This window comes from Sphingomonas sp. Leaf67 (genome assembly GCF_001421965.1).
Taxonomy (GTDB): Bacteria; Pseudomonadota; Alphaproteobacteria; order Sphingomonadales; family Sphingomonadaceae; genus Sphingomonas.
Genome location: NZ_LMLP01000020.1, coordinates 23241 through 44081, shown reverse-complemented (window position 1 = coordinate 44081; position 20841 = coordinate 23241). Strand labels below are relative to the sequence as shown.

Annotated in this window: 12 protein-coding genes; 9 read left to right on the top strand and 3 right to left on the bottom strand. The window is 65.9% G+C overall.

Annotated features, from left to right (window positions below; all coding sequences use genetic code 11):
• The first annotated feature begins 117 nt into the window (after positions 1-117).
• From ASE90_RS11165 to ASE90_RS11155, 3 genes are all read left to right on the top strand, one after another.
• Positions 118-1728, top strand: a complete 1611-nt coding sequence (locus ASE90_RS11165) for a tetratricopeptide repeat-containing sulfotransferase family protein (RefSeq protein WP_235531762.1) — start codon at positions 118-120, stop codon at positions 1726-1728.
• A gap of 117 nt (positions 1729-1845) precedes the next feature.
• The gene (locus tag ASE90_RS11160; protein ID WP_056000328.1) at positions 1846-4362 is read left to right on the top strand and encodes a TonB-dependent receptor; all 2517 of its coding nucleotides are present in this window, start codon (positions 1846-1848) and stop codon (positions 4360-4362) included.
• 177 nt (positions 4363-4539) lie between these two features.
• Positions 4540-5823: a metal-dependent hydrolase family protein gene (locus ASE90_RS11155; protein WP_056000325.1), complete on the top strand. Its 1284-nt coding sequence runs from the start codon at positions 4540-4542 to the stop codon at positions 5821-5823.
• Between the two features lie 93 nt (positions 5824-5916).
• Here the strand turns inward: ASE90_RS11155 and ASE90_RS11150 are convergent, their stop codons facing one another.
• Complete coding sequence (locus tag ASE90_RS11150; protein ID WP_056000322.1) at positions 5917-13698, bottom strand: choice-of-anchor L domain-containing protein; 7782 nt, start codon at positions 13696-13698, stop codon at positions 5917-5919.
• 235 nt (positions 13699-13933) lie between these two features.
• On the opposite strand from ASE90_RS11150, the gene ASE90_RS11145 reads away from it, so the two are divergent.
• Complete coding sequence (locus ASE90_RS11145; RefSeq protein ID WP_056000319.1) at positions 13934-14788, top strand: helix-turn-helix domain-containing protein; 855 nt, start codon at positions 13934-13936, stop codon at positions 14786-14788.
• Between the two features lie 97 nt (positions 14789-14885).
• Here ASE90_RS11145 and panC read toward each other — a convergent pair whose 3' ends face one another.
• A complete protein-coding gene (gene panC, locus ASE90_RS11140) occupies positions 14886-15725 on the bottom strand; it encodes a pantoate--beta-alanine ligase (RefSeq protein WP_056000316.1) in 840 nt (279 codons plus the stop codon).
• 82 nt (positions 15726-15807) lie between these two features.
• Here panC and ASE90_RS11135 point away from each other — a divergent pair, with 82 nt between their 5' ends.
• From ASE90_RS11135 to ASE90_RS19735, 5 genes are all read left to right on the top strand, one after another.
• Positions 15808-16605, top strand: coding sequence for a division plane positioning ATPase MipZ (locus ASE90_RS11135; protein WP_056000313.1), 798 nt, complete (start codon positions 15808-15810; stop codon positions 16603-16605).
• Positions 16606-16618: 13 nt separating this feature from the next.
• Positions 16619-16873 carry a J domain-containing protein gene (locus tag ASE90_RS11130; protein WP_056000310.1) on the top strand — a complete coding sequence of 85 codons (255 nt, stop codon included), beginning with the start codon at positions 16619-16621 and terminating at the stop codon, positions 16871-16873.
• Positions 16874-17123: 250 nt separating this feature from the next.
• Positions 17124-18491 (top strand): phosphoglucomutase/phosphomannomutase PgmG, encoded by a 1368-nt coding sequence (gene pgmG / locus ASE90_RS11125; protein WP_056000307.1) that lies wholly within the window; start codon positions 17124-17126, stop codon positions 18489-18491.
• Between the two features lie 226 nt (positions 18492-18717).
• A complete protein-coding gene (locus ASE90_RS11120; protein ID WP_056000304.1) occupies positions 18718-19476 on the top strand; it encodes an exonuclease domain-containing protein in 759 nt (252 codons plus the stop codon).
• On the top strand, positions 19473-19868 hold the full coding sequence (locus tag ASE90_RS19735; RefSeq protein WP_235531760.1) for a hypothetical protein: 396 nt from the start codon (positions 19473-19475) through the stop codon (positions 19866-19868). Before ASE90_RS11120 ends, ASE90_RS19735 begins: the two co-directional genes overlap by 4 nt.
• Before the next feature lie 302 nt (positions 19869-20170).
• Here ASE90_RS19735 and ASE90_RS11110 read toward each other — a convergent pair whose 3' ends face one another.
• Entirely contained in the window at positions 20171-20653 is a 483-nt protein-coding gene (locus ASE90_RS11110; protein WP_056000301.1) for a DUF1440 domain-containing protein, read from the bottom strand.
• Positions 20654-20841: the final 188 nt, after the last annotated feature.

Below are 20841 nucleotides of genomic sequence, written 5' to 3'. Positions count from 1 at the left end.
TACGCCCGATGGACTGACCGAGAACGGAGCATGATCCGGATGCGGCCTTCCGACGCACCCTGCTTGCCGCCCATAGGCCACGCTTGATCCCGAGGGGGCTTGGTGGTTGTTAGGGGCATGATCCCGGTACCGCCATCGCCCCCCCATGCCCGGTGGCACCCCCGTCTGATCGAGGCAGCACTGGCGTTGCACGACAATCGCCTCGGCGAGGCGGAACCGCTGCTGCGCCAGCATCTGAAGGCCGACCCGTTCGACGCGCGTGCGATCCGCATGCTGGCTGAACTCGCCGGGCGGATCGGGCGCTACAAGGATGCCGAGACGCTGTTGCGCCGCGCGCTGGAGCTGTCGCCGGTGTTCCATGCGGCGCGCGCCAATCTCGCGATCGTGCTGTATCGCCTGAACCGTCCGATGGAGGCGATCGGCGAACTCGACCTGTTGCTGGAGGAAGAGCCCGACCATGTCGGCCATGCCAATCTGAAGGCGGCGGCGCTCGGGCGGATCGGCGGATTCGACGAAGCGATCGCGCTGTACGAAACCGTGCTGCGCGACGCGCCCGATCAGCCGCGGGTGTGGATGAGCTATGGCCATATGCTCAAGACCGTCGGGCGACAGGCGGACGGCGTTGCCGCCTATCGCCGGGCCGTCGCGATCACGCCCTCGCTGGGCGAGGTGTGGTGGAGCCTTGCCAACCTGAAGACGGTCGCGTTCGACGACGCCGACATTGCCACGATGACGGCGGCGCTGGCGCGCGACGATGTCAGCGTCGAGGATCGCTTCCACCTCGACTTCGCGCTGGGCAAGGCGTTCGAGGATCTCCGCCGGGCGGAGGAAGCGTTCGCGCATTACGATTCCGGCAACCGGCTGCGGCGAACACAGATCGTCTATGATGCGGAGGAGACGCGGCGCTTTGTCGACGACAGCGTCGCGACCTTCGACGCGGCGCTCATCGCCGCGCGCGCCGGGCAGGGATCGACCGCATCCGATCCGATCTTCGTGCTGGGCATGCCGCGGTCCGGATCGACGCTGATCGAACAGATCCTGTCGAGCCATTCGCTGGTCGAGGGGACGTCGGAATTGCCAGATGTGCCCGCGCTCGCCCGTGCCGTCGCCGACTATCCCGCCGGGCTCGCGGCACTCAACGGTGCGCAGTTGCGGGCGATGGGGGACGACTATCTGCGGCGTGCTGCGGTGCAACGGCGGACCGACCGGCCGTTCTTCATCGACAAGCTGCCCAACAACTGGGCGCATCTGCCGCTGATCCTGTTGATGCTGCCTAATGCCCGCGTGATCGATGCCCGCCGCCATCCGCTCGGTTGCTGTTTTTCGAACTACAAACAGCATTTCGCGCGGGGGCAGGCGTTCAGCTACGACCTGACCGATATGGGGCACTATTACCGCGACTATGTCCGGCTGATGGCGCATGTCGACCGGGTCGCACCGGGCCGCGTGCACCGGGTGTTCTATGAACAAATGGTCGACGATACCGAGGCGGAGGTGCGTCATTTGCTGGATGCATGCGGCCTCGATTGGGAACCGGCCTGCCTGTCCTTCCACGAAACGCGGCGGCCGGTGCGGACCGCCAGTTCCGAACAGGTTCGCCAACCGATCTATCGCGATGGAACGGAGGCATGGAAGCCGTTCGATCCAAGGCTGGGCCCGCTGCGTGACAGCCTTGGCGACGTGCTGACCGCCTATCCGGCCGTGCCCGACTTCGATGGATCATTATGAGCAGCGTTGTAAAACTGTCACGCTGCACCTGCGAAATGTTTCTGCGGACCGCAGCGTGTTGACGGTCAGGGCGCTGTAGTTAACCTTGCGTAACATTATGTTGCGCTTGGGGGTTTTATGGTGCCGATCGTTCGCCGAACGCTGAGCGTCGCTTTGCTTGTTTCGTCTGCGCTCACGTCCCTGCCGGCATTGGCGCAGTCGGCGACGCAGCAGACCGCCGGCGAGCCAGCCGGTCCGGCACCGGCCGACGACACCCAGGACGAGATCATCGTCACCGCGCAAAAGCGGGACGAAAATATCCAGAGCGTGCCGATCAGCATCCAGGCGATCGGGACCCGGCGGCTCGACCAGCTGAACGTGACCAGCTTCGCCGATTATTCGCAGCTGCTGCCCTCGGTCGCGTTTCAGAGTTCGCAGCCGGGCGTCACCACCGTCTATATGCGCGGCGTCGCCAGTGGTGGTGACGGCAACCATTCCGGCTCGCTGCCATCGGTCGGCGTCTATCTGGACGAGCAGCCGGTGACGACGATCGGCGGCACGCCCGACATCCATATCTATGACGTGGCGCGCATCGAAAGCCTCGCCGGGCCGCAGGGGACGCTGTACGGTGCCTCGTCCGAGGCCGGCACGATCCGGATCATCACCAACAAGCCCGACCTGAAGGAGTTTTACGGCCGGGTCGATGGCGAGCTCAACACCGTGAAATCGGGCGGCACGGGCGGGCGGCTAGAAGGAATGCTGAACATCCCGCTGTCGCAGAATGCGGCGTTGCGGGTCGTCGGCTTCTATCAGCATGATGCCGGCTTCATCGACAATGTCCCGGGCACGCGCAGCTTCATCGGCGGCATCACCGTCGACAACCCCGAATTCGTCGAAAAGGATTATAACGATGCCGATCTGTGGGGCGGCCGCGCCGCGCTGAAGATCGATCTCGACGACAATTGGACGGTGACGCCGACCGTATTGTACCAGGAACAGCGCGCCCATGGCACCTTCGGCTACGATGCCAGGGTCGGCGACCTCGAAGTCCAGCACTTCTTTCCCGAATATCGCCGGGACCGTTTCGTACAGGCGGCGCTGACGATCGAGGGCAAGGTCGGCAATTGGGACCTGACCTATGCCGGTGCCTATTTCGACCGGCGCGCGCTGCAATCGTCCGACTACACCGATTATGCCGAAGCCTATGACTCGCTCTATGCCTCGGTCGGCGGCATCGCCGGCTATTTCTATTTCCAGAACGATACCGGGCAGCAGATCGATTCGCGGCAGCGGATCATCGGCACCGATCATTTCAGGAAGATGAGCCAGGAACTGCGCGTCGCATCGCCGCAGGATGAACGCTTCCGGTTGGTCGCCGGTGCGTTCTATCAACGGCAGAGCAACCGCATCGGACAGGATTATCGCGTCGCCGACCTCGCCGACAATCTGTCGGTCAACGGCCGTCCCGGTACCCTGTGGCTGACCGAACAATATCGCGTCGACAAGGATTATGCCGTGTTCGGCGAGGCCAGCTACGACCTGCTGCCGAAACTGACGCTGACGGCGGGCGGCCGCGCCTATATCTTCGACAACTCGCTGATCGGGTTCTTCGGCTTCGGTCGCGATTTCGACGGTCCGCCCTATAATGCGGCGGGCAGTTCGCGCACCGGCGTCGCCGGCTGCTACACGACGACCGGTGCGCTGGTCCGCGACAATCCGGGCGGCACCCTGCTGCCCGCCGCCGTCGGTGGCAGTCCGTGTACCAACCTTGCCCAATATGTCGGCGGTACGCTCAGGCCGCGCAGCGTCGACGGGCAGGGCGCGACCTATCGGCTCAACCTGACGTGGAAGCCGACCGACGGCCTGATGTTCTACGGCACCTGGTCGAAGGGCTTCCGTCCCGGCGGGATCAATCGCCGCGCCACCGTCGCGCCCTATGCGCCCGATTTCCTCATCAATTACGAGGCGGGGTGGAAGACGACGCTGCTCGGCGGCCGGTTGCGCTGGAATGGCGCGGTCTATCAGCAGAACTGGAACGCCTTCCAGTTCTCGTTCCTCGGCGCGAACAGCTTTACCGAAATCCATAACGGTCCGGACGCGCGCATCCGCGGTATCGAGAGCGACGTCGCCCTCAATCTCGGCGGGCTTTCGCTCACCGCGGCGGGATCGTACACCGATGCCAGGATCCAGCGGAACCTGTGCGCGATCGACGACCCGACCTACAGCTGTACCGGCGCCGACAATTTCATCGCGGCGCCGGTCGGTACCCGTCTGCCCGTCACCCCGCGGTTCAAGGTCAGCGGCAATGCGCGCTATACGACACCGATCGGCAGCACGGCCAAGGGCTATGTGCAGGCGCTGGTGACGCATCAGAGTTCGGCATCGTCCGACATCCGCACCGCGGTCGTGGAAACGGGGACCGGCGATATCGTCAACCCGGCGGCCTTGCAGGGGCGGCTGGCCGCGTTCACGACCGCCAATTTCGCGGTCGGTACCGACTTCGGCAAATATTCGCTCGAACTCTATCTCCAGAATGCGTTCGACGAACGGGCGCAGCTGTCACGATTCCAGCAATGCGGCAGCTGTTTCCAGCGACCCTATATCGTGACCAATACGCCACGGACGATCGGCATCCGCGCCGGCGCCCGCTTCTGACCGTCCGTTTGAAAATGCGCGGTGGCGCATTTTTGCGGTGCCGGCCCGCTCCCCCACCCGGCCACCCATCAGAATACTGTTTGGGTGGCCGGGTGGGGGAGCGAGCCGGCACCGCCTGCGAAACTCGCTCTACCGCGAGTTTTCAAACAACCTCTGACCTTTTCGGAAAGATCGTTCATGCGTAGCATTGCTTCCGTCCTCCTCGTGCTGGCCCTGACCACCGTTCCGGCACAGGCGAAGACCGTCGTCGTCACCGCCGCGCATATGGTCGACGTCCTGTCGGGCAAGCGGGTCGACAACCCGCAGGTGACGATCGTCGACGGCCGGATCCGGACCGTCGGCCGCCGTGGCGACGCGGTACCGGCGGATGCGGAACGGATCGACCTTGGCGACCGTACCTTGTTGCCCGGCCTGATCGACATGCACGTCCACCTGACCAGCGATCCGACGCTGAGCGGATACAAGGTGCTGGAATTCACCGACAGCTACTGGACCGTCGTCGGCGTCGCCAATGCCCGCCGGACGCTGAACGCCGGCTTCACCACCGTGCGCAATGTCGGGTCGAGCGACTATGCCGATGTCGGTCTGAAACAGGGGGTCGATCGCGGGGAGATACCGGGGCCGCGGATCGTGCCGGCCACCTATGCGCTGGGCGTCACCGGCGGGCACTGCGACGCCACCGAATTTCCGCCGTCGATCACCGTGCCGCAACCGCAGATCGCGAACTCGCCCGACAGCTTCCGTGCCGCCGTCCGTACCGTGCGCAAATATGGCGCGGAGGTCATCAAGGTCTGCATGACCGGCGGCGTGCTGTCGAAGACCGACTCGGTCGGCGCGCAGCAGCTGAGTTTCGAGGAGATCAAGGCGATCGTCGACGAAGCGCACATGCTGGGGATGCGCGTTGCGATCCACGCGCATGGGGCGGACGGGATCAACACCGGCCTGCGCGCGGGCGTCGACACGATCGAACATGCCAGCCTTGCCGATGCGACGTCGTTCAAGCTCGCCAAGGAGCGCGGCGCGTGGTTCGACATGGACATCTATGACGACGACTACATCCTTGCCGAAGGGGCGAAGAACGGCGTCTTTGCCGAGAGCCTCGAAAAGGAACGCCAGATCGGCCGCAAGCAGCGCGAGACGTTTCGGGCGGCCCATGCCGCCGGGGTCAAGATGCTGTTCGGCACCGATGCCGGCGTCTATCCCAACGGCAACAACGCGCTGCAATTCGCCAAGATGGTGGAATGGGGCATGACCCCGATGCAGGCGATCCAGTCCGCGACGAGCAGCGCCGCCGAGGCGCTCGACCGCACGCGCGACGTCGGGGCGATCGCGGTCGGGCGGTACGGCGACCTGATCGCGGTCGACGGCGATCCGCTGACCGACGTACGCACCCTCGAACAGGTCGCGTTCGTGATGAAGGGCGGTGACGTCGTCGTGCGACCGGCCACGCCGGTCCGCTGACGGCGTAGCCGACGCCGATCGGCTTCGTCCGATCGGCCCGCGACCGCTCGGCAGGGCGCGAATCCGGAGGACCGGACCGCGCCCCGCCGCCCGTCAATCGGCGAAGGCGGCGTCGCCATCGGCCAGTTCATACACGTAATAGGCATGGCCGTTCTGGGTATAGCTGCCCACCAGATCGAGCGCGGCGACGCTGGCCCCGCCGGTTGCGGTGATGCGTACCGTCCCGAACGGCGCGGTCGCGGATACGTCACCCAGATGGCTGGGGTCGAGCGTCCCGTTGCCGGTCAGCACCAGCCGCCCGCCGGACCCCAATTCGATCCGGCCGTCGCCATCGGCATCGTACAGCGCTGTGGTGGTGACCACGCGATCCTTCCGTCCGAACGACGCGATGCTGTCGCTGCCCCAGTTCACGTCGAGCGCGGTGTCGAACAGGAACACGTCGCCCCGGCGGTCCTTGGCGTCGCCCGCCAGCGCATCGTCGCCGAGCATCCCTTCCTTCCACCCCTTTTGCCGGGTCGATGCGTCGGCATAGGCGAAATGCCCGTCGTCGTCGGTGCCGATAGAGCGCAGGCTCCTGGGGCCGCCGACGAAGCGGACGGTGTCGGTGCCCTTGTCCGGCCCGTCGAAATCGAGCACCCCGTTCCTGCCGAACGTGATGATGCCGTCCTTGTTGCTGTCGACGATGGGTTCGTCGACGATCAGGATGTCGCTCCCGCCAAAGCCCTTTACGCTGTCCTTGCCGGTGCCGGTCCCGGCGATGTGCAGCGTGGTCGGTCCCGGTCGGCCGGTGACGTCGACGGCGTCGTTGCCGCTGGTGAAGCCGGGGACGACATCGCCGCTCAACCGTTCGAACAACAGGAACGGATCGTTCTGCGGTGCCGGCTCGACGATGTCGACGACCGACGATCCGACCGGCTTGCCGTCATAATTCGGGTCGTCGCTCGTCACGCTGTAATCGATCTGGCCGGTGGTGCCGGGTTCGGCCCCGGCGACGATCGTCGCGTCGATCGTCGTGGTCAGCGGTCCGTCCGGGTCGAAGGTGATCGTCACCGGCTTGCCCGGTCCGTTGCCAAGGTCGATATCGTCACCCGGCGTCGCGGTCACCTGTACCGGCCTGGTCGGACGGGCACCCTCGGGCAGCGACAGGTCGATGGTCAGCCGGTCGCCCGGCTGGGCGTCGCTGTCGGGGCCGCGCACGATGACGTCGGGCCGGACGAAGGTGCGCAGCGACCCGTCCTTGATCAGCAGCCCGCTGTCGAGATACGCGTCGCGGCCATCCTTCACCTCGATCGTCAGGACGTTTTCCTGCCCCCCGATCACCTGTCCGGCGATGGTCAGCATCCTGGTATAGGCGTCCGCGCGGATCTGGTCGGCAAGCGGGCCGCTGCCCGGCGCGTTGAGGATGAGGTCGCCGCTGCCCGAATAGACGAGGCTCTTGAGCGACAATTCGGTACCGTTCGACAACCGCCCGATCTCGACGCCGTTCAGCTTGATCGAGAACAGGTCGGACAGCTTGGTCCCATCATATTCGGGCAGTTCCTCGGTAAAGAATACCGCGTCGAAAGCGAACCCGGTGTCCCCCGCCTTGGGCGTGAAGCGATAGGTCAGCTGCGTCGTATCGCCCGGCAATCCTTCGGTGCCCAGATCGCTCGACAGATCACCCGACGGTTCGACGCCATCCGCCGAAACCTGAATGGTCGGCACCACCGTTTCGCCGCTGCCGCCCGATTCCGCGACATAAAGATATAGCGGTTGTGCGGTGCTGACCGTCTGGTTCAGGTCGAACGCGATCGATCCGCCATCGCCCAGCGTCAGCGCGCCGATCGCCGCCCCGGTCCCGATCCCCCCGGCCTCGCCGAACCGGTCGAGCTGTGCCCCCGCCTCGTTCACCAGCTTCAGATTGATCGCGCCGCTGAGATTGGGGTCGGTGCCACCGAAATCCCCGGTCGAGCGCTGCTTCCCCGCATTGTACGTCATGGCGTCGGCCGAGAAGTCGAACACGTCCAACCGCGGAAGGATCGACGGATCGTCGAGGCTGAAGTCGTTGTTGGCCGCCAGCAGCGCGGCGAAGTCCTGCTTGTCGATGCCCTTGTTGCTGAGCGCCACCGCACCGACGTCGAAACCGCTATAGATGCCGGTGCCGCCGCCCTGCGTACTGTTGCTGTCGGACAGGCGGATCGAGTTGATGTCGATGCCCAAATGCGACAGGTCGGCGCGATAGATGTCGGTATTGCCGACCCGCCCGATCAGGTCGAACGTCACCGGGACCGAGGTGATCAGCGTCCCGCTATGCTGGACGGTATTTTCGCCGGGCAGGTCGGTGACGCGCCCGGTCGACAGGATTACCCCCTTGCCCAGCCCGAACGGATCGCCGCTGAAGGTGCCGAACGCCTCGGCGCTGCCCGACAACGCCACGCTGGTCTTGGTCGCGCCGCTCGCCGCGTCGAACGTGCCGGTGAGCGCGGTCGGCGACGAATTCTGGATGACGGCGAAGGCGCCTTTCTGTTCGGCCGACAGGGACGCGGTGCGCAGCGTCGTCGCCTGATCGACCGTCTCTGGCGGGGCGGCCTTCATCTGCTGCTTGGCGATCGGCGGATCGGATGGATCGCCGGTGGTCGGGTCGACATAGTCGAACGCCGTGTCGAGCAGATTCATGCCGGTGACGTTTTTAACGATACCGATCAGCTCCGGCACCCGTCCGCCGATCATGTAGATCTGCGTATCGCCGTCGACTTCGCGCAGGAAATAGCTGCGCGCGGTGCCATAGAGCTGGATGACGTCGCCATCGGCTGCCGAATAGTCGGTGATGACGCCGTGATTGCCATCCCCTTCCGGCGTCTGCCGGGTGTAGAACGCACCGAACAAGTCGCCCAGCACGAAGCGATCGGCGCCTGCGCCGCCGGTCAGCTCGTCGATTTCGCCCCGATCGTAATCGCTGGTGGTGGAACTGGCATCCTCGACGATACGGGTGGTCCCGACCAGCACGTCGTTGCCGTCACCGCCGTCGATCGTGTCGTCGCCGGTGCGGCCGTACAGATAGTCGTCACCATCGGCACCATGGAGTTCGTCGCTGCCCGACGCCTGTGACCGGTCACCGCTGATCCGGTCGAGGAACAGCGTGTCGATAACGGTGTCGGTACCGGTGATGATGTCGTTGCCGCTGCTGCCGATGACGTTCAGCCGTTCGATATTGGTGAACTGCACATCGTCCAGCGCGTCGCCGGGGATCGGGCGCGGAATGCCGGCGTCGCCATAGATGCTGTCCTCCAGCGTGACGTAGCGGCCGGTGTTGCCCTGCACGTCGCTGCGCAGCACCCGTGTGCCGAACACCGGATACTCTACCGAATAGGCGGTCTGGGTGAAGCCGGTCGAGATGACCCGGCGCCCTTCCTCCAGCGTCGAATAATTGAGGAACAGCGTATCGCCCGATTCCTTGCGGAACGCGGTGAGGCTTTCGAGCTGGTAGACGCGGTTGCCGACGCGGTCGAAAGAATAGCTATCCGACAGACCGCGCACCGCCAGCCCGCCGTCGATCGTATCGCGGCCGAGACCGCTGTCGATCCGGTCGCTGCCGTCGCCGGAGCGGAAATCATTGTCTACCCGGCCGGCCTGGCTGATGCGGTCATTGCCGCGATCGGTCACCACGACCGACAGGCGTTCGAACCGGGTCGCCGCTGCGCCGCTCGCAAGCCGCAGGTTGTAGTATTTGTAGTCGCTTCCCGGGGTGTCGCCGCCGTGGATCGTCACGTCTTCGGTGATGCCGGTCAGGTTGATCGCCAGCGTGTCGACACCGCTGCCGCCGTTCAGGAAGAACACGACATCCGGGTCGCCATTGCCGCGATAGGCGGTGCTGCCAGCGTCGCTGATCCCGTCGTCGATCATGCCGCCGCCGATCGAATCGCCCGAGCGCGAAAAGCCCCAGCTGACCGTATCGCTGCCCTGCGCACCGTAGATCACGTCGCTGCCGATTCCGCCGGCCAGCGAATCGTCGCCGCTGCCGCCATACATCCGATCGTCGCCATTGCCGGCGATCATCCTGTCGGCAAAGCGCGTGCCGGTGAAGTCGATCCGCTCGATCCCGGTGAAATCGACCCGGTCCAGCACCCCGCCATCGCCATCGCCGTGGGTCAGGCGTCCCTCGTTGGAATAGACGAAGCGGCCCGACACCCCGCCGCCGATATCGGCGGCGACCGTCGAATAATCGACCTTCAGCGTGTCGGTCCCCGCGCCGCCGATCACCGCGTCGGACACCTTGCGCCCGGCAATGTACGGATCGATGACATTGTCGCCGTCATCGCCGCTCAGCACGTCGCCATAGGCAGAACCGCGCAGATCCTCGATGCCCGAATAGCGGTCGCCGTCGGCATCGCCCCCCTTGCCGATCGCGGTCAGATCGGCTTCGACCGCGCCGCCCGAGCCGGCATAGTCGGCGAGGTCGCGGCCGGCTGCGCCGTACATCGTGTCCGCGCCGATCCCGCCGATCAGCGTGTCGTCGCCGCCCGCCCCGGCCATCCAGTCGTTGCCGGTACCGCCCTCGATCCGGTTGTCGCCATTGTCGCCGACCAGCGTGTCGTCATAGCGCGAGCCGACCAGATTCTCGAACGTGCTGAACCCGCCATCCTGACCGGTGAACACCGCCGCCATGACGATCGTGTCCGGCGCGGCGGCCGGATCGGGTTTGCCGTCGGCATCGAACGAACGCAGCAGATTGACCGCCACGGCATTGGTCGCGCGGGCATAGCTGAGCGTATCGACGCCGGCCCCGCCGTCGAGCGTGTCGCCATCGCCGCGCGCGAAGACCAGATCGTCGCCGCCACCGGCCAGCACCAGATCCGTGTTCAGCCCGCCATCGATCGTATCGTCGCCGTCGCCCGCATCGAACTGGTTCGCGTCGGCGTTGCCGACCAGCGTGTCGTTGAAGGTCGAACCCTGGATCGCCTGGATCTTGATCAGCGAATCGCCGTCCGCCTCGCCATAATATTGCAGGACCCGGTTGAGGTTGACGTCGACCCCCGCCCAACTGGTGATGTAGCTGGTGGCGTTGACGCCCCCGCCGCCGTTCAGCTTGTCGGCGCCCACGCCGCCCATCAGGATGTCGTTGCCGGAACCGCCGAACAGCGTGTCGTTGCCTTCGCCGCCTTCCAGATAGACTTTCTCGGTCATCGCCTTCGCATCGATGCGATCGGCAAAGGCGGTGCCGATGACGTTTTCGATGCTGACAAGCTTGTCGCCATCGGCTTCCCCGCCGCTGGAGATCGCCGATCCATCCTGCGAGATGGCGATCCTCACCCCGATCTTCTGCGCGGTATTGGCCGCCGAATAATCGACGGTGTCGCTCTCCGTACCGCCATCGATCGTGTCGGCACCCTGGCCCCCCGAAAGCTGGTCGAGACCGCTGCCGCCGGTCAGCGAATCATTGCCGTCGCCCCCCGACAGCACGTCCTCGCCGCTCCCGCCGGACAGCGTGTCGCTGCCCCCGCCGCCGACCAGATTGTCGTCGCCGTCACCGCCGTCGACCAGCGAATCCTGCGTTACGTCGCTCTGGATGATGAGCGCGTCGTTGCCCGCGCCGAAACTGGCGACGATCCTTCCTGCCGCGATCCGCTGCGTGAAGCCGAAGGCGAGGATGTCGAGCTTGTCCGCGACCACCACCGGATCGCCGCCGCCGCCGGCGATGCCGCCATCACCGGCGTCGCGTGCGCGGGCGATCAGATAGGATTCCTGTTCGGGCGCGTCGGCCATCTGGATCGGCTTGTAGATCGTCTTCCCGTCCACCTCATCAGGCACCGCCCGATCCTTCGCATCCGCGCCGACGTTCAGCCGGACATCACCATTGTCGAGCAACGTGGCGAGACCCTGCGCATTCTTTTCCTCGACCACGAAATCGGGATGCGGACATTCGAACGCGGTGAACGACCCCAGCGTCTGGCTCGCGATCGGGAAGTTCTTGCGATAGGTGAAGAAGGCGAAATCGATGACTAGCCGCGCGTTGGCCTCGACCGTCGCCACGCCGCCGATCGGATCGAAGATGCAGTCGATCGTCTTGGCGGTCAGGTGATAGCGGCCCGCGGTATCGCCGTTCAGGAACGCATACAGGCCGAACAGGAACGACACCCCGACGGTGAAACTGCCGCCGCCGAAGCCGATCCCGGCCCCGCCGCGCAGCTCGACGTCGAGCGCGCCGATCGGTTCGAACTGTTCGTCGTTGAACGGCGGGGGTGCTCCCGCGCCTTGCTGCGGCCGCGTGCTGGCGTCATAGGCGGGCGTCGACAGATAGAAGCCCAGAAACGGGTTGCCCTTGTCGAACCCATAGCTGTCATAGCCCAGATCGAAGTCGAGCGATGCGCGGATGGCACCGCTGATCTCTGCGCCCAGCGGACCGATGATCGGAAAGAATTTCGAGAAATGCTGTTCGAAGGTCAGCGGCGGCACGTCATATTCGACGAAGCTGACCGGTTCGCCGGTACCCAGCAGCAGGTCGGCGATCAGCGCCGGATTTTCGAGCAGGCCGAAGCTGAAACCCTTGCTCTCGCCCACCTTCGCCGCCGACAGCGCGACCTGCTTGCTCATCGCATCGCTGTCGAAATCGGTGAGATAGTTCAGCGTGGCGTCGTCGATCTTGCCGCTGTCCTGCAATGCTTTGGTCAGGATCGAGAAGATATCGTCGTCACTGGCCGTGAATTTCGGGCCGTCCTTGGTCGATTCGATGCTGCCCAGCGTGACGGTCTGGCTGGTGTCGATCGCGCCCAGCTTGCGCAGCACGTCGATGATCGTGACGACCTTGTACCACGGCTCGACGATGCTGCGCAGATCCTCGCGGACATAGACGACGAGGTCGGCCAGCGTCACCTTGCCGTCGCCCTTGCCACCGGTGCCGCCAACCGTGTCGAGGCCGAGACCGATCGCCGAATTGATGCCGTTGATGACCGGCACCGGCGACGTCGCGACATCGACCAGCGTGCCGAACGGCGCGGCGTTGAATACGTCCGCCACCGATTGGGCCGCATCCTCGATCAGCTTGAAATAGGTGCCGAGATCGATGGTCACGTTCTTGATGTCGAACGATTTGGTCGACACCCCGTCCTTGTCGACGCCGATCGATGCGATCAGTTCGCCGGCGATCGTCGGCAGGAATTCGAACGCACCGTCGGCCGTGCTCGCAAAGTCGAGGTCGAGCGTACCCGTGGCCGCGAACGTCGTGTCCGCTCCCAGCTTGCCGTCGGTCTGGGTCACATCGACCGCCACCGTCGCGGTCAATTCATGTGCCGCCGGATCGTCGGGGTTGGCCGGATCGACCGGCACCGCGTCCTTGAACGTCACGCCGATGAAGCCCAGCCCCGCTTCGCCCTTGGTGATCGACAGGTCGCCGGTCAGCCCGATCTTGACCTCCGGCTCCACATTGTCGGCCAGCGTGACCTTGCCGTCCTTGGTGACGGTCAGCTCGGCGGCCAGCACCGCCGCGAGCTTCAGCCCGACCGCCGCCTCCAGCTTCAGGAAACTGCCGAGGCTGTCGCCGACCTGCGCCGCATCCTTGCCGGTCGGCGAGAATGCTTCGGTCCGGGCAAAGGTCAGGGTGACGCCCGCATCCTTGGTGGCGACGGCGGTAACGCCCTCATCCTTCAGCTGGTCGGTGATCGCCGTGGCCAGCGCCTCGGCGGCGTCCTGTTCGGTCGGTTCGTCGGGTGCGGCCTGTACGACCGCCAGCAATTTGGTCTTGATCGACGTGTAGAAGGCGAGGGCATCGGCGACGCCCGGCGCATCCTTCAGCGCACCGACGAACGGGAGCGAAGCCTTTTCAACCTGCGCGACCAGATTCGCATCGATCTGTGCAAAGAAGTTTTCGATCGCGGTTTCGACTTCGCCCTTCAACGCCATGCCCGTCACTCCCCTGTTCAGGTCGGAGTGCGGCGATCGGGCAAGCGGCGGTGCGCACCGCGACCATGGTGGTCACGACGTCATCGGTCCGATTGTCCCTTGCGGTCCATCGCGGACCGTCGCGCCCCCAACCCCATGCTTGCAAACCCAATATCGCCGATCGACCCAGACGAAGTATTGAATGAATCGGACATCGGCGCGACACGGGCACATCAGTCGATCGTGGGGGCGAACGATGACGACGCGTATGACCTACTTGCCGCAGCACCCGTCGCTACAGGGGCTGGTCGACGCCATTTATGTATATCGGTGCGACCAACCTTTTCGACAGCGCTGGGCCGGCGCATTGTTGCCGCAACTGACTTGGCGGATACAGGGGGCGTTCGCCTGGCGCGCGCACGGCGGCGAAGCGCAGCCGATCGGTCGTGGCGCCATTCTCGGCCCCGCATCGGCAGCGATGCAGCTCGAAACCCATGGGCCGATGGTCGTGATCGGGCTGGGGCTGTTCCCGGAGGGCTGGGCGGCGCTGCTGCCGATGGCCGCCGGGACGATGGTCGACCGCGTCGCCGCGCTGCACGACGTCTGGGGGGACGACGCCGACCTGCCGCTGGCCGGCAGCGCGGCGGACGACGATGCGACGCTTGCCGGACGGATCGATGCCCTGTTGTGCAAGCGGTTGCGCGACGCGTTGCCGGTCGATCCGCGCATCGCCACGATCACCGCATGGGCCAATGGCAAGGATCACGACATCGATGCGCTGGCCGCGTCGTTGCAGGTTTCCCGGCGTCATCTCGACCGGATCACGACCGCGGCCTGCGGCCTGCCGCCGAGCGTGCTCGCCAACAAGCAAAAGATCATGCGTATGGCCGCCGCCCTTGCCATCGGCATGGACAACCGCCGCGCGGTCTGGACCGAGGAGTTCGCCGATCAGGCCCATTTCAACCGCAATTTCAAACGCTTCATCGGCGTGTCCCCGACCCGGTTCCTGCAGGCCGACGATGTGCTGGTCCGCGACGTGATGCAGGCCCGCTTCGCGATCGCCTCCCATCATCCGCTCGGCCTCGCGACCGACGCCGCGGTACCGGTATGAAGGGCAGGTCAGATCGGACCAATATCCCGGAGGGTCTGATCGTTCGGCGTACCCCCGCGTAGGCGGGCGATGGCCGCCTCTGGCCCCCGGCTTCACGTCAGTCGAACGTCACCGCGATGTTGTCGATCAGCCGGGTCGTGCCGATCCGCGCCGCCGCCAGCAGCCGGGCGGGGCGACCACCGGTCGGGGCGGTCAGCGTTTCGGCGTCGACCAGCGTGACATAATCGGTGTCGAACCCGGCCCGGGTCAGCATCGCCACCGCCGCGCTCAGCGCGGTCGCCGGATCGTCGCCGCGTTCGATGCCGCGCTTCGCCTCGCCCAGTGCGCGGGGCAGGGCGACGGCGCGGGCGCGCTCGGTTTCGTCAAGGTAGATGTTGCGCGACGACAGCGCGAGGCCGTCATCCTCGCGCTGGGTCGGCACGCCGACGATCTCTACGGCCAGGTTCAGGTCGGCGGTCATGCGGCGGATGACCGCCAGTTGCTGGAAATCCTTTTCGCCGAACAGCGCGACCGCCGGGCCGACCTGTCCGAACAATTTGCCGACCACCGTTGCTACCCCGTCGAAATGGCCGGGGCGGTGCGCGCCGTCGAGCACGTCGCTGACCCCGGCCACGCTGACATTGGTCGCAAAGCCCGCCGGGTACATCTCCTCGACCTCGGGTGCCCACAGGATGTCGACGCCCGCTTCGGACAGCATCTGCGCATCGGCGGCTTCGCGCCGTGGATAGCGGGCCAGATCCTCGGTCGGACCGAACTGTTTCGGATTGACGAAGATCGACACGACGACCCGCGGCGCGCGGCGGCGGGCAGCATCGACCAGCGCCATGTGCCCGGCATGGAGCGCCCCCATGGTCGGGACCAGCGCAACGCCTTCCCCGGCATGGGTGAACTGGTCGAGCGCTTCGCGAAGCACCTCCAACCGACGTATAATTTGCACGGCCGATGGCCCTTCGATATGGGTGGGGGAGGCGGCTTTACTGGATCAGGCCGTCCTGGATCAACAAGGTTGGGTTGCGCGCTTGAACGAAGGTTCGGATCGGTTGCACGTCATCGTGTTCGCCAATGAAAAGGGCGGCACCGGCAAGTCGACGACGGCAGTGCATGTCGCCATCGCCCTGGCGGCAAAAGGCGCGCGCGTGGCGTGCTTCGACCTCGACCATCGCCAGCGGACGCTGGGCCGCTATCTCGACAACCGGGCGGAGACGATGAAGCGCACCGGCCGCAACCTGCCGATGCCGGTCTATGACACGCATGACGGCGAGAGCATGACGCGCTTCAACGACGCGCTCGGTCGGCTGGGCGAAAACGCCGAATATCTGGTGATCGATACGCCGGGTCGTGACGATCGCTTCGCCCGGATCGCGGTGACCAATGCCGACACGCTGGTCACGCCGATGAACGACAGCTTCGTCGATTTCGACCTGATCGGACAGGTCGATCCCGATACGTTCAAGGTGACCCGGCCGAGCTTCTATTCCGAACTGATCTGGGAAACGCGCAAGCACCGCGCGAAGATCGACGGATCGACGATCGACTGGGTCGTGCTGCGCAACCGACTGCAGCATATCGAGGCGCGCAACATGCGTCGCGTATCGGAAGCGATCAATTCGCTGTCGAAGCGAGTCGGCTTTCGCGTGACGCCCGGCCTGTCCGAACGCGTCGTGTATCGCGAGCTGTTCCCGTCGGGGCTGACCATGCTCGACCGCAACGAATTCGGGGAGATGGGGCTGGCGCATGTCGCCGCGCGGCAGGAGTTGCGCGAGATGATGGGGGGGCTGCAACTGCCCGAACCGCTCGGCGCGCCGACCGCGATCTGACGCGGCAGGAACGATGCTCAAGCTCGTCCTGATCGTCGCGGTCATCGTCGCTTTCTGGCTGTGGCTGCGCGCCAAACCGAAGAAGGTCGGCGGCGAGGCGGAGGCGCGGGCGATCCTCGGCGTCGGCAAGGATGCGAAGGTAAGCGAAATCCGCGCCGCGCACCGGCGGTTGATGCAGGCGGTGCACCCCGATCGCGGCGGATCGGCCGATCTGGCGCGGCGGATCAATGCGGCGCGGGATGTGCTGCTGGGGCGGCTGCGGCATTGAAAGCGGAAAGCAGGTCGGGGTTCACGCGAAGGCGCGGAGACGCGAAGGGGTCGCGTTCGACGTGACGTCACCCGCGCCAGCGGCTTTTTTGCTTGGTATTCCCGTTGCGCAACGTCTGCCGATCGTGAGCCGCTTGCCCCGAACGCAACTCCTCCGCGTCTTCGCGCCTTCGCGTGAACCCCTCTTTCTTCTACTAACCGATCCCGCTTCGCCCTAGGATCGACCGCCTTGTAATGGCGAGGATTTCACGATGGCCCACCACTTCCACCCCAGCTCGCTGCGCGAATACGACATTCGCGGGGTCGTCGGGCGGACGCTGGGCGCCGCCGATGCCCATGCGATCGGGCGCGGTTTCGCGACGCTGGTCCGCCGCGCTGGCGGTACGAGGGTCGTGGTCGGCCGTGACGGGCGACTGTCGTCGCCGGAGCTGGAGGCGGCGTCGATCGCCGGGCTGACCGCCAGCGGGGTGGACGTGGTCCGCATCGGCCTTGGCCCCACGCCGATGTTGTATCATGCCGAAGCGATGCTGGAGGTCGATGGCGGCATCCAGATCACCGGCAGTCACAATCCGGCCGATCACAACGGCTTCAAGATGGTGTTGCAGCATCGTCCGTTCTTCGGCGACGACATTCAGCGGCTGGGCGCTATGGCGGCGGCGGGCGACTGGCACGACGGCGCGGGCGAGGTGTCCGACCACGACCATGTCGACGCCTATGTCGGGCGGCTGATGGCGGGCTATGCCGGGGGCAGCTATCGCATCGGCTGGGACACCGGCAGTGGGGCGGCCGGGCCGGTGATCGAGCGGCTGGTCGCGTTGCTGCCCGGCGAACATCATCTGTTGTTCACCGAAGTCGATGGCCGCTTTCCGCACCATCATCCCGACCCGACCGAAGAGGCCAATCTGGTCGACTTGAAGCGGCTGGTCGCCGACAAAGGTCTTGATTTCGGGCTGGCGTTCGATGGCGATGGCGACCGGATCGGTGCGGTCGACGGCAAGGGGCGGACGCTGTGGGGCGACCAGCTGCTGATGCTGCTGGCCGAACCGCAACTCCGCGAAACGCCGGGCGCGACGATCATCGCCGACGTGAAGGCCAGCCAGTTGCTGTTCGACCGGATCGCCGAATTGGGCGGCACGCCGCTGATGTGGAAGACCGGGCACAGCCCGATGAAGACCAAACTGCTCGAAACCGGCGCGCCGCTGGCCGCCGAAATGTCGGGGCATGTGTTCTTCGGCGGCGACGATTTCGGGTTCGACGATGCGCCCTATGCGGCGGTGCGGCTGATCCGTGCGATCCATCTGAGCGGGTCGTCGCTGACCGAGCTGCGTGATGCCATGCCGGAAATGGCGACCACGCCCGAACTGCGCTTCAAGGTCGACGAGACGCGCAAGTTCGCGGTGGTCGACGAGGTGCTGGCACGGCTGGCGGCGACGGGCGCGGACGTGAACACGACCGACGGCGCGCGGGTGGCGACGGCGGACGGATGGTGGCTGCTGCGCGCATCGAACACGCAGGATGTGCTGACGGCGCGGGCGGAGTCGCGGAGTGAGGACGGGTTGGCGCGGTTGCTGGGCGAGGTTGACGCACAGTTGGCGGCGTCCGGGGTGGTGCGGACGTAGCTGGTTGGTTCGCGCGAAGGCGCGAAGGGCGCTACGGGGTTCCGCGTAGCGGCTGTGTCCCGCATTTTCCGCGAGCGTGGTGGTCTCCCGTTCGCGCGGGCCGTGCCACGAACGCAACCCCCTCGCGTCCTTTACGCCTTCGCGCGAACCATCCTTCCTCTTCCCAAACCGGACCCTCGCCGCCCCCGGGGTGGCTTTTCCGACCCTGAAGCGCCATTTGTCGCAAATGGCGCAACCGCAGATCATTCGTGTCGTCGACCTCGAAACCACTGGGCAGGCTCCCCCCGCGCACGGCGTGTGCGAGGTCGGCTGGCAGGACGTAGCCTTGGGCGAGGACGGGCGCTGGGAGTTGCTGGGCGACGGCGGACAGCATTTCGTCAACCCCGGCCGTCCGATCCCGCCGGTGACGCAGGCGGTGCACCATATCCTCGACGAACAGGTCGCCGATGCACCGTGGTGGCAGGATATCGCGCGCCGCGTTCTCGACCCGTATCCGCGGCGCGTGGCGCTGGCGGCGCATCGTGCCGATTTCGAACAAAAATTCTGTACCGCGCAGCTGACGCACGGTGCCGAGTGGATCTGCACATGGAAATGCGCGCTGCGGCTATGGCCTGACAGCCCCGGCTTTTCGAACCAGATGCTGCGCTATTGGCGCAAGCCGTACGGGATGGAGCACGAACGCGGACTGCCCGCGCACCGCGCGTTTCCCGATGCCTATGTCACCGCCTTCCACCTGCGCGACATGCTGAACGAGGCGTCGATCGCGCAATTGCTCGAATGGTCGCGGTTGCCCGGATTGTTGCCGCGGGTGCGCTATGGTCCCGATCGCGGGCGGGCGTGGACCGAGATCGACGATGATTCGCTCGACGGCTTCCTGACCGATCGCGACGAGGATGTCCGTTACACCGCCGAAACCGAGGTCGCGCGGCGGCAGGGCGGCGGCGAGATCAAGCCGCGCAGCCGCAACGACTGGCTGCTGCTGTGACGCGGACGCCGATGCAGGTCGTGCGGGTGCATTGCCCGGTGTCAGGCAATGTGCTGGCGCGGTTGCAGGCGGGCGAGGCGGCGGCGCTGGCCGACGATCCGGTACTCGCCGGCGTGGTCGGCGTGATCCGGGCCAGCGGCGTGCTGGGCACGATCGGCCCGTATCGCGGCGTGTTCGAACTCGGCTTCGGGCTGGAAAGTTTCGTGCCCGGCGCGGATGCGGTGCCGACCACCGGCCGCGCGGGCGAGGCCGAGGTCGTGCCGACGGTGGTGGTCAAGACCTATGCCGCCGAAGGAGCCGATATCGACGAGGCGCTGGCGGCGATCGTGGCTGTGCATCCGTGGGAGATACCGGTGATCGAGGTCGGGGTGGTGGAGCTGGTCGGGCGGTAGAACTGCACCTGTCCTTGCCGTCTTCTCTCCGTCTCTTGGGGCCGATCGACATTCAGCGATAACCATGGAATTTCGTCATTCCCGCGCAGGCGGGAATCCATAGACGCCGACGGTTTGGCTGGATTCGCGACGCTGACGTATATGGACTCCCGCCAGCGCGGGAGTGACGAAAGGGAATCGAACGCTATTCCTGCGCCCAGCGAACTGAATGTAGATCCCGCTTAGAACTTCGTTTGCTTCTCGACAGGCTTGAAGCTGCTCGAACCGAACGGGAAGGTTCGAACCGTGTCGGAGCGACGAGCCTACCCCTGTCGCCCACCCAGCAGCGACCGTGCCCCCTCCAGCGACACCCCGAATACCAGATGCGCCAACGCGCCATAGGCGTGGGTCGCAGCCGACGTCTCCCATGGGGGCGACCCCAGCCCGGTCGCCGGCACCACCGTTTCGTCGAGCAGCGCCGAGGTCGCGATCCCATACAGGCTGCCGAAACCGCTCGCCGCCTGCGGGCGATATTCGGTGAGGACGCCGTACAGGCCGCCGAGCGCCGCTCCGGTCAGATAATGCACTGCCTGCCCCGCCTGCGGACGGTAGGCGTCGGGGATGCGGTCGCCGGTGGTGGCGATCGCGACCTTGTCGGCGGCTTTCACCGTCGCGGGATCGTCGTCGCCGCCGTCTTGCCCGAGCGGTTTCGCGGCGACCGACTGGAACGCGGCCATCGCCGCCGAGGCGATCAGGCCGGCGGCGATCCCGGCGAACAGGCCAAGGACGGGACGGGGGTGCGACATGGACGATGCTCCGGCAAGAAGGAGCGGGGCAAACGGTTGAGGGGGCAGGGGTTTCCGTGTCCGGGCGGAACGGTGCGGTAGCGCGCTCCACCCCCGTCACCCCGTCGGGGGGTCTGCGAACGTCGCGCCCAACCATTGAGGGACCGTACCCCCGCGCAGGCGGGGGTCCAGAGCCAAGCAGAACAACG

What these genes read in the sequence shown, in the direction of transcription:
- ASE90_RS11165 (WP_235531762.1), top strand. Translation starts at nt 118, where the DNA reads ATGATCCCGGTACCGCCATCGCCCCCCCATGCCCGGTGGCACCCCCGT.
- ASE90_RS11110 (WP_056000301.1), bottom strand. Translation starts at nt 20,653, where the DNA reads ATGTCGCACCCCCGTCCCGTCCTTGGCCTGTTCGCCGGGATCGCCGCC.
- ASE90_RS11120 (WP_056000304.1), top strand. Translation starts at nt 18,718, where the DNA reads ATGGCGCAACCGCAGATCATTCGTGTCGTCGACCTCGAAACCACTGGG.
- ASE90_RS11150 (WP_056000322.1), bottom strand. Translation starts at nt 13,698, where the DNA reads ATGGCGTTGAAGGGCGAAGTCGAAACCGCGATCGAAAACTTCTTTGCA.
- pgmG (WP_056000307.1), top strand. Translation starts at nt 17,124, where the DNA reads ATGGCCCACCACTTCCACCCCAGCTCGCTGCGCGAATACGACATTCGC.
- ASE90_RS11160 (WP_056000328.1), top strand. Translation starts at nt 1,846, where the DNA reads ATGGTGCCGATCGTTCGCCGAACGCTGAGCGTCGCTTTGCTTGTTTCG.
- ASE90_RS11155 (WP_056000325.1), top strand. Translation starts at nt 4,540, where the DNA reads ATGCGTAGCATTGCTTCCGTCCTCCTCGTGCTGGCCCTGACCACCGTT.
- ASE90_RS11145 (WP_056000319.1), top strand. Translation starts at nt 13,934, where the DNA reads ATGACGACGCGTATGACCTACTTGCCGCAGCACCCGTCGCTACAGGGG.
- ASE90_RS11130 (WP_056000310.1), top strand. Translation starts at nt 16,619, where the DNA reads ATGCTCAAGCTCGTCCTGATCGTCGCGGTCATCGTCGCTTTCTGGCTG.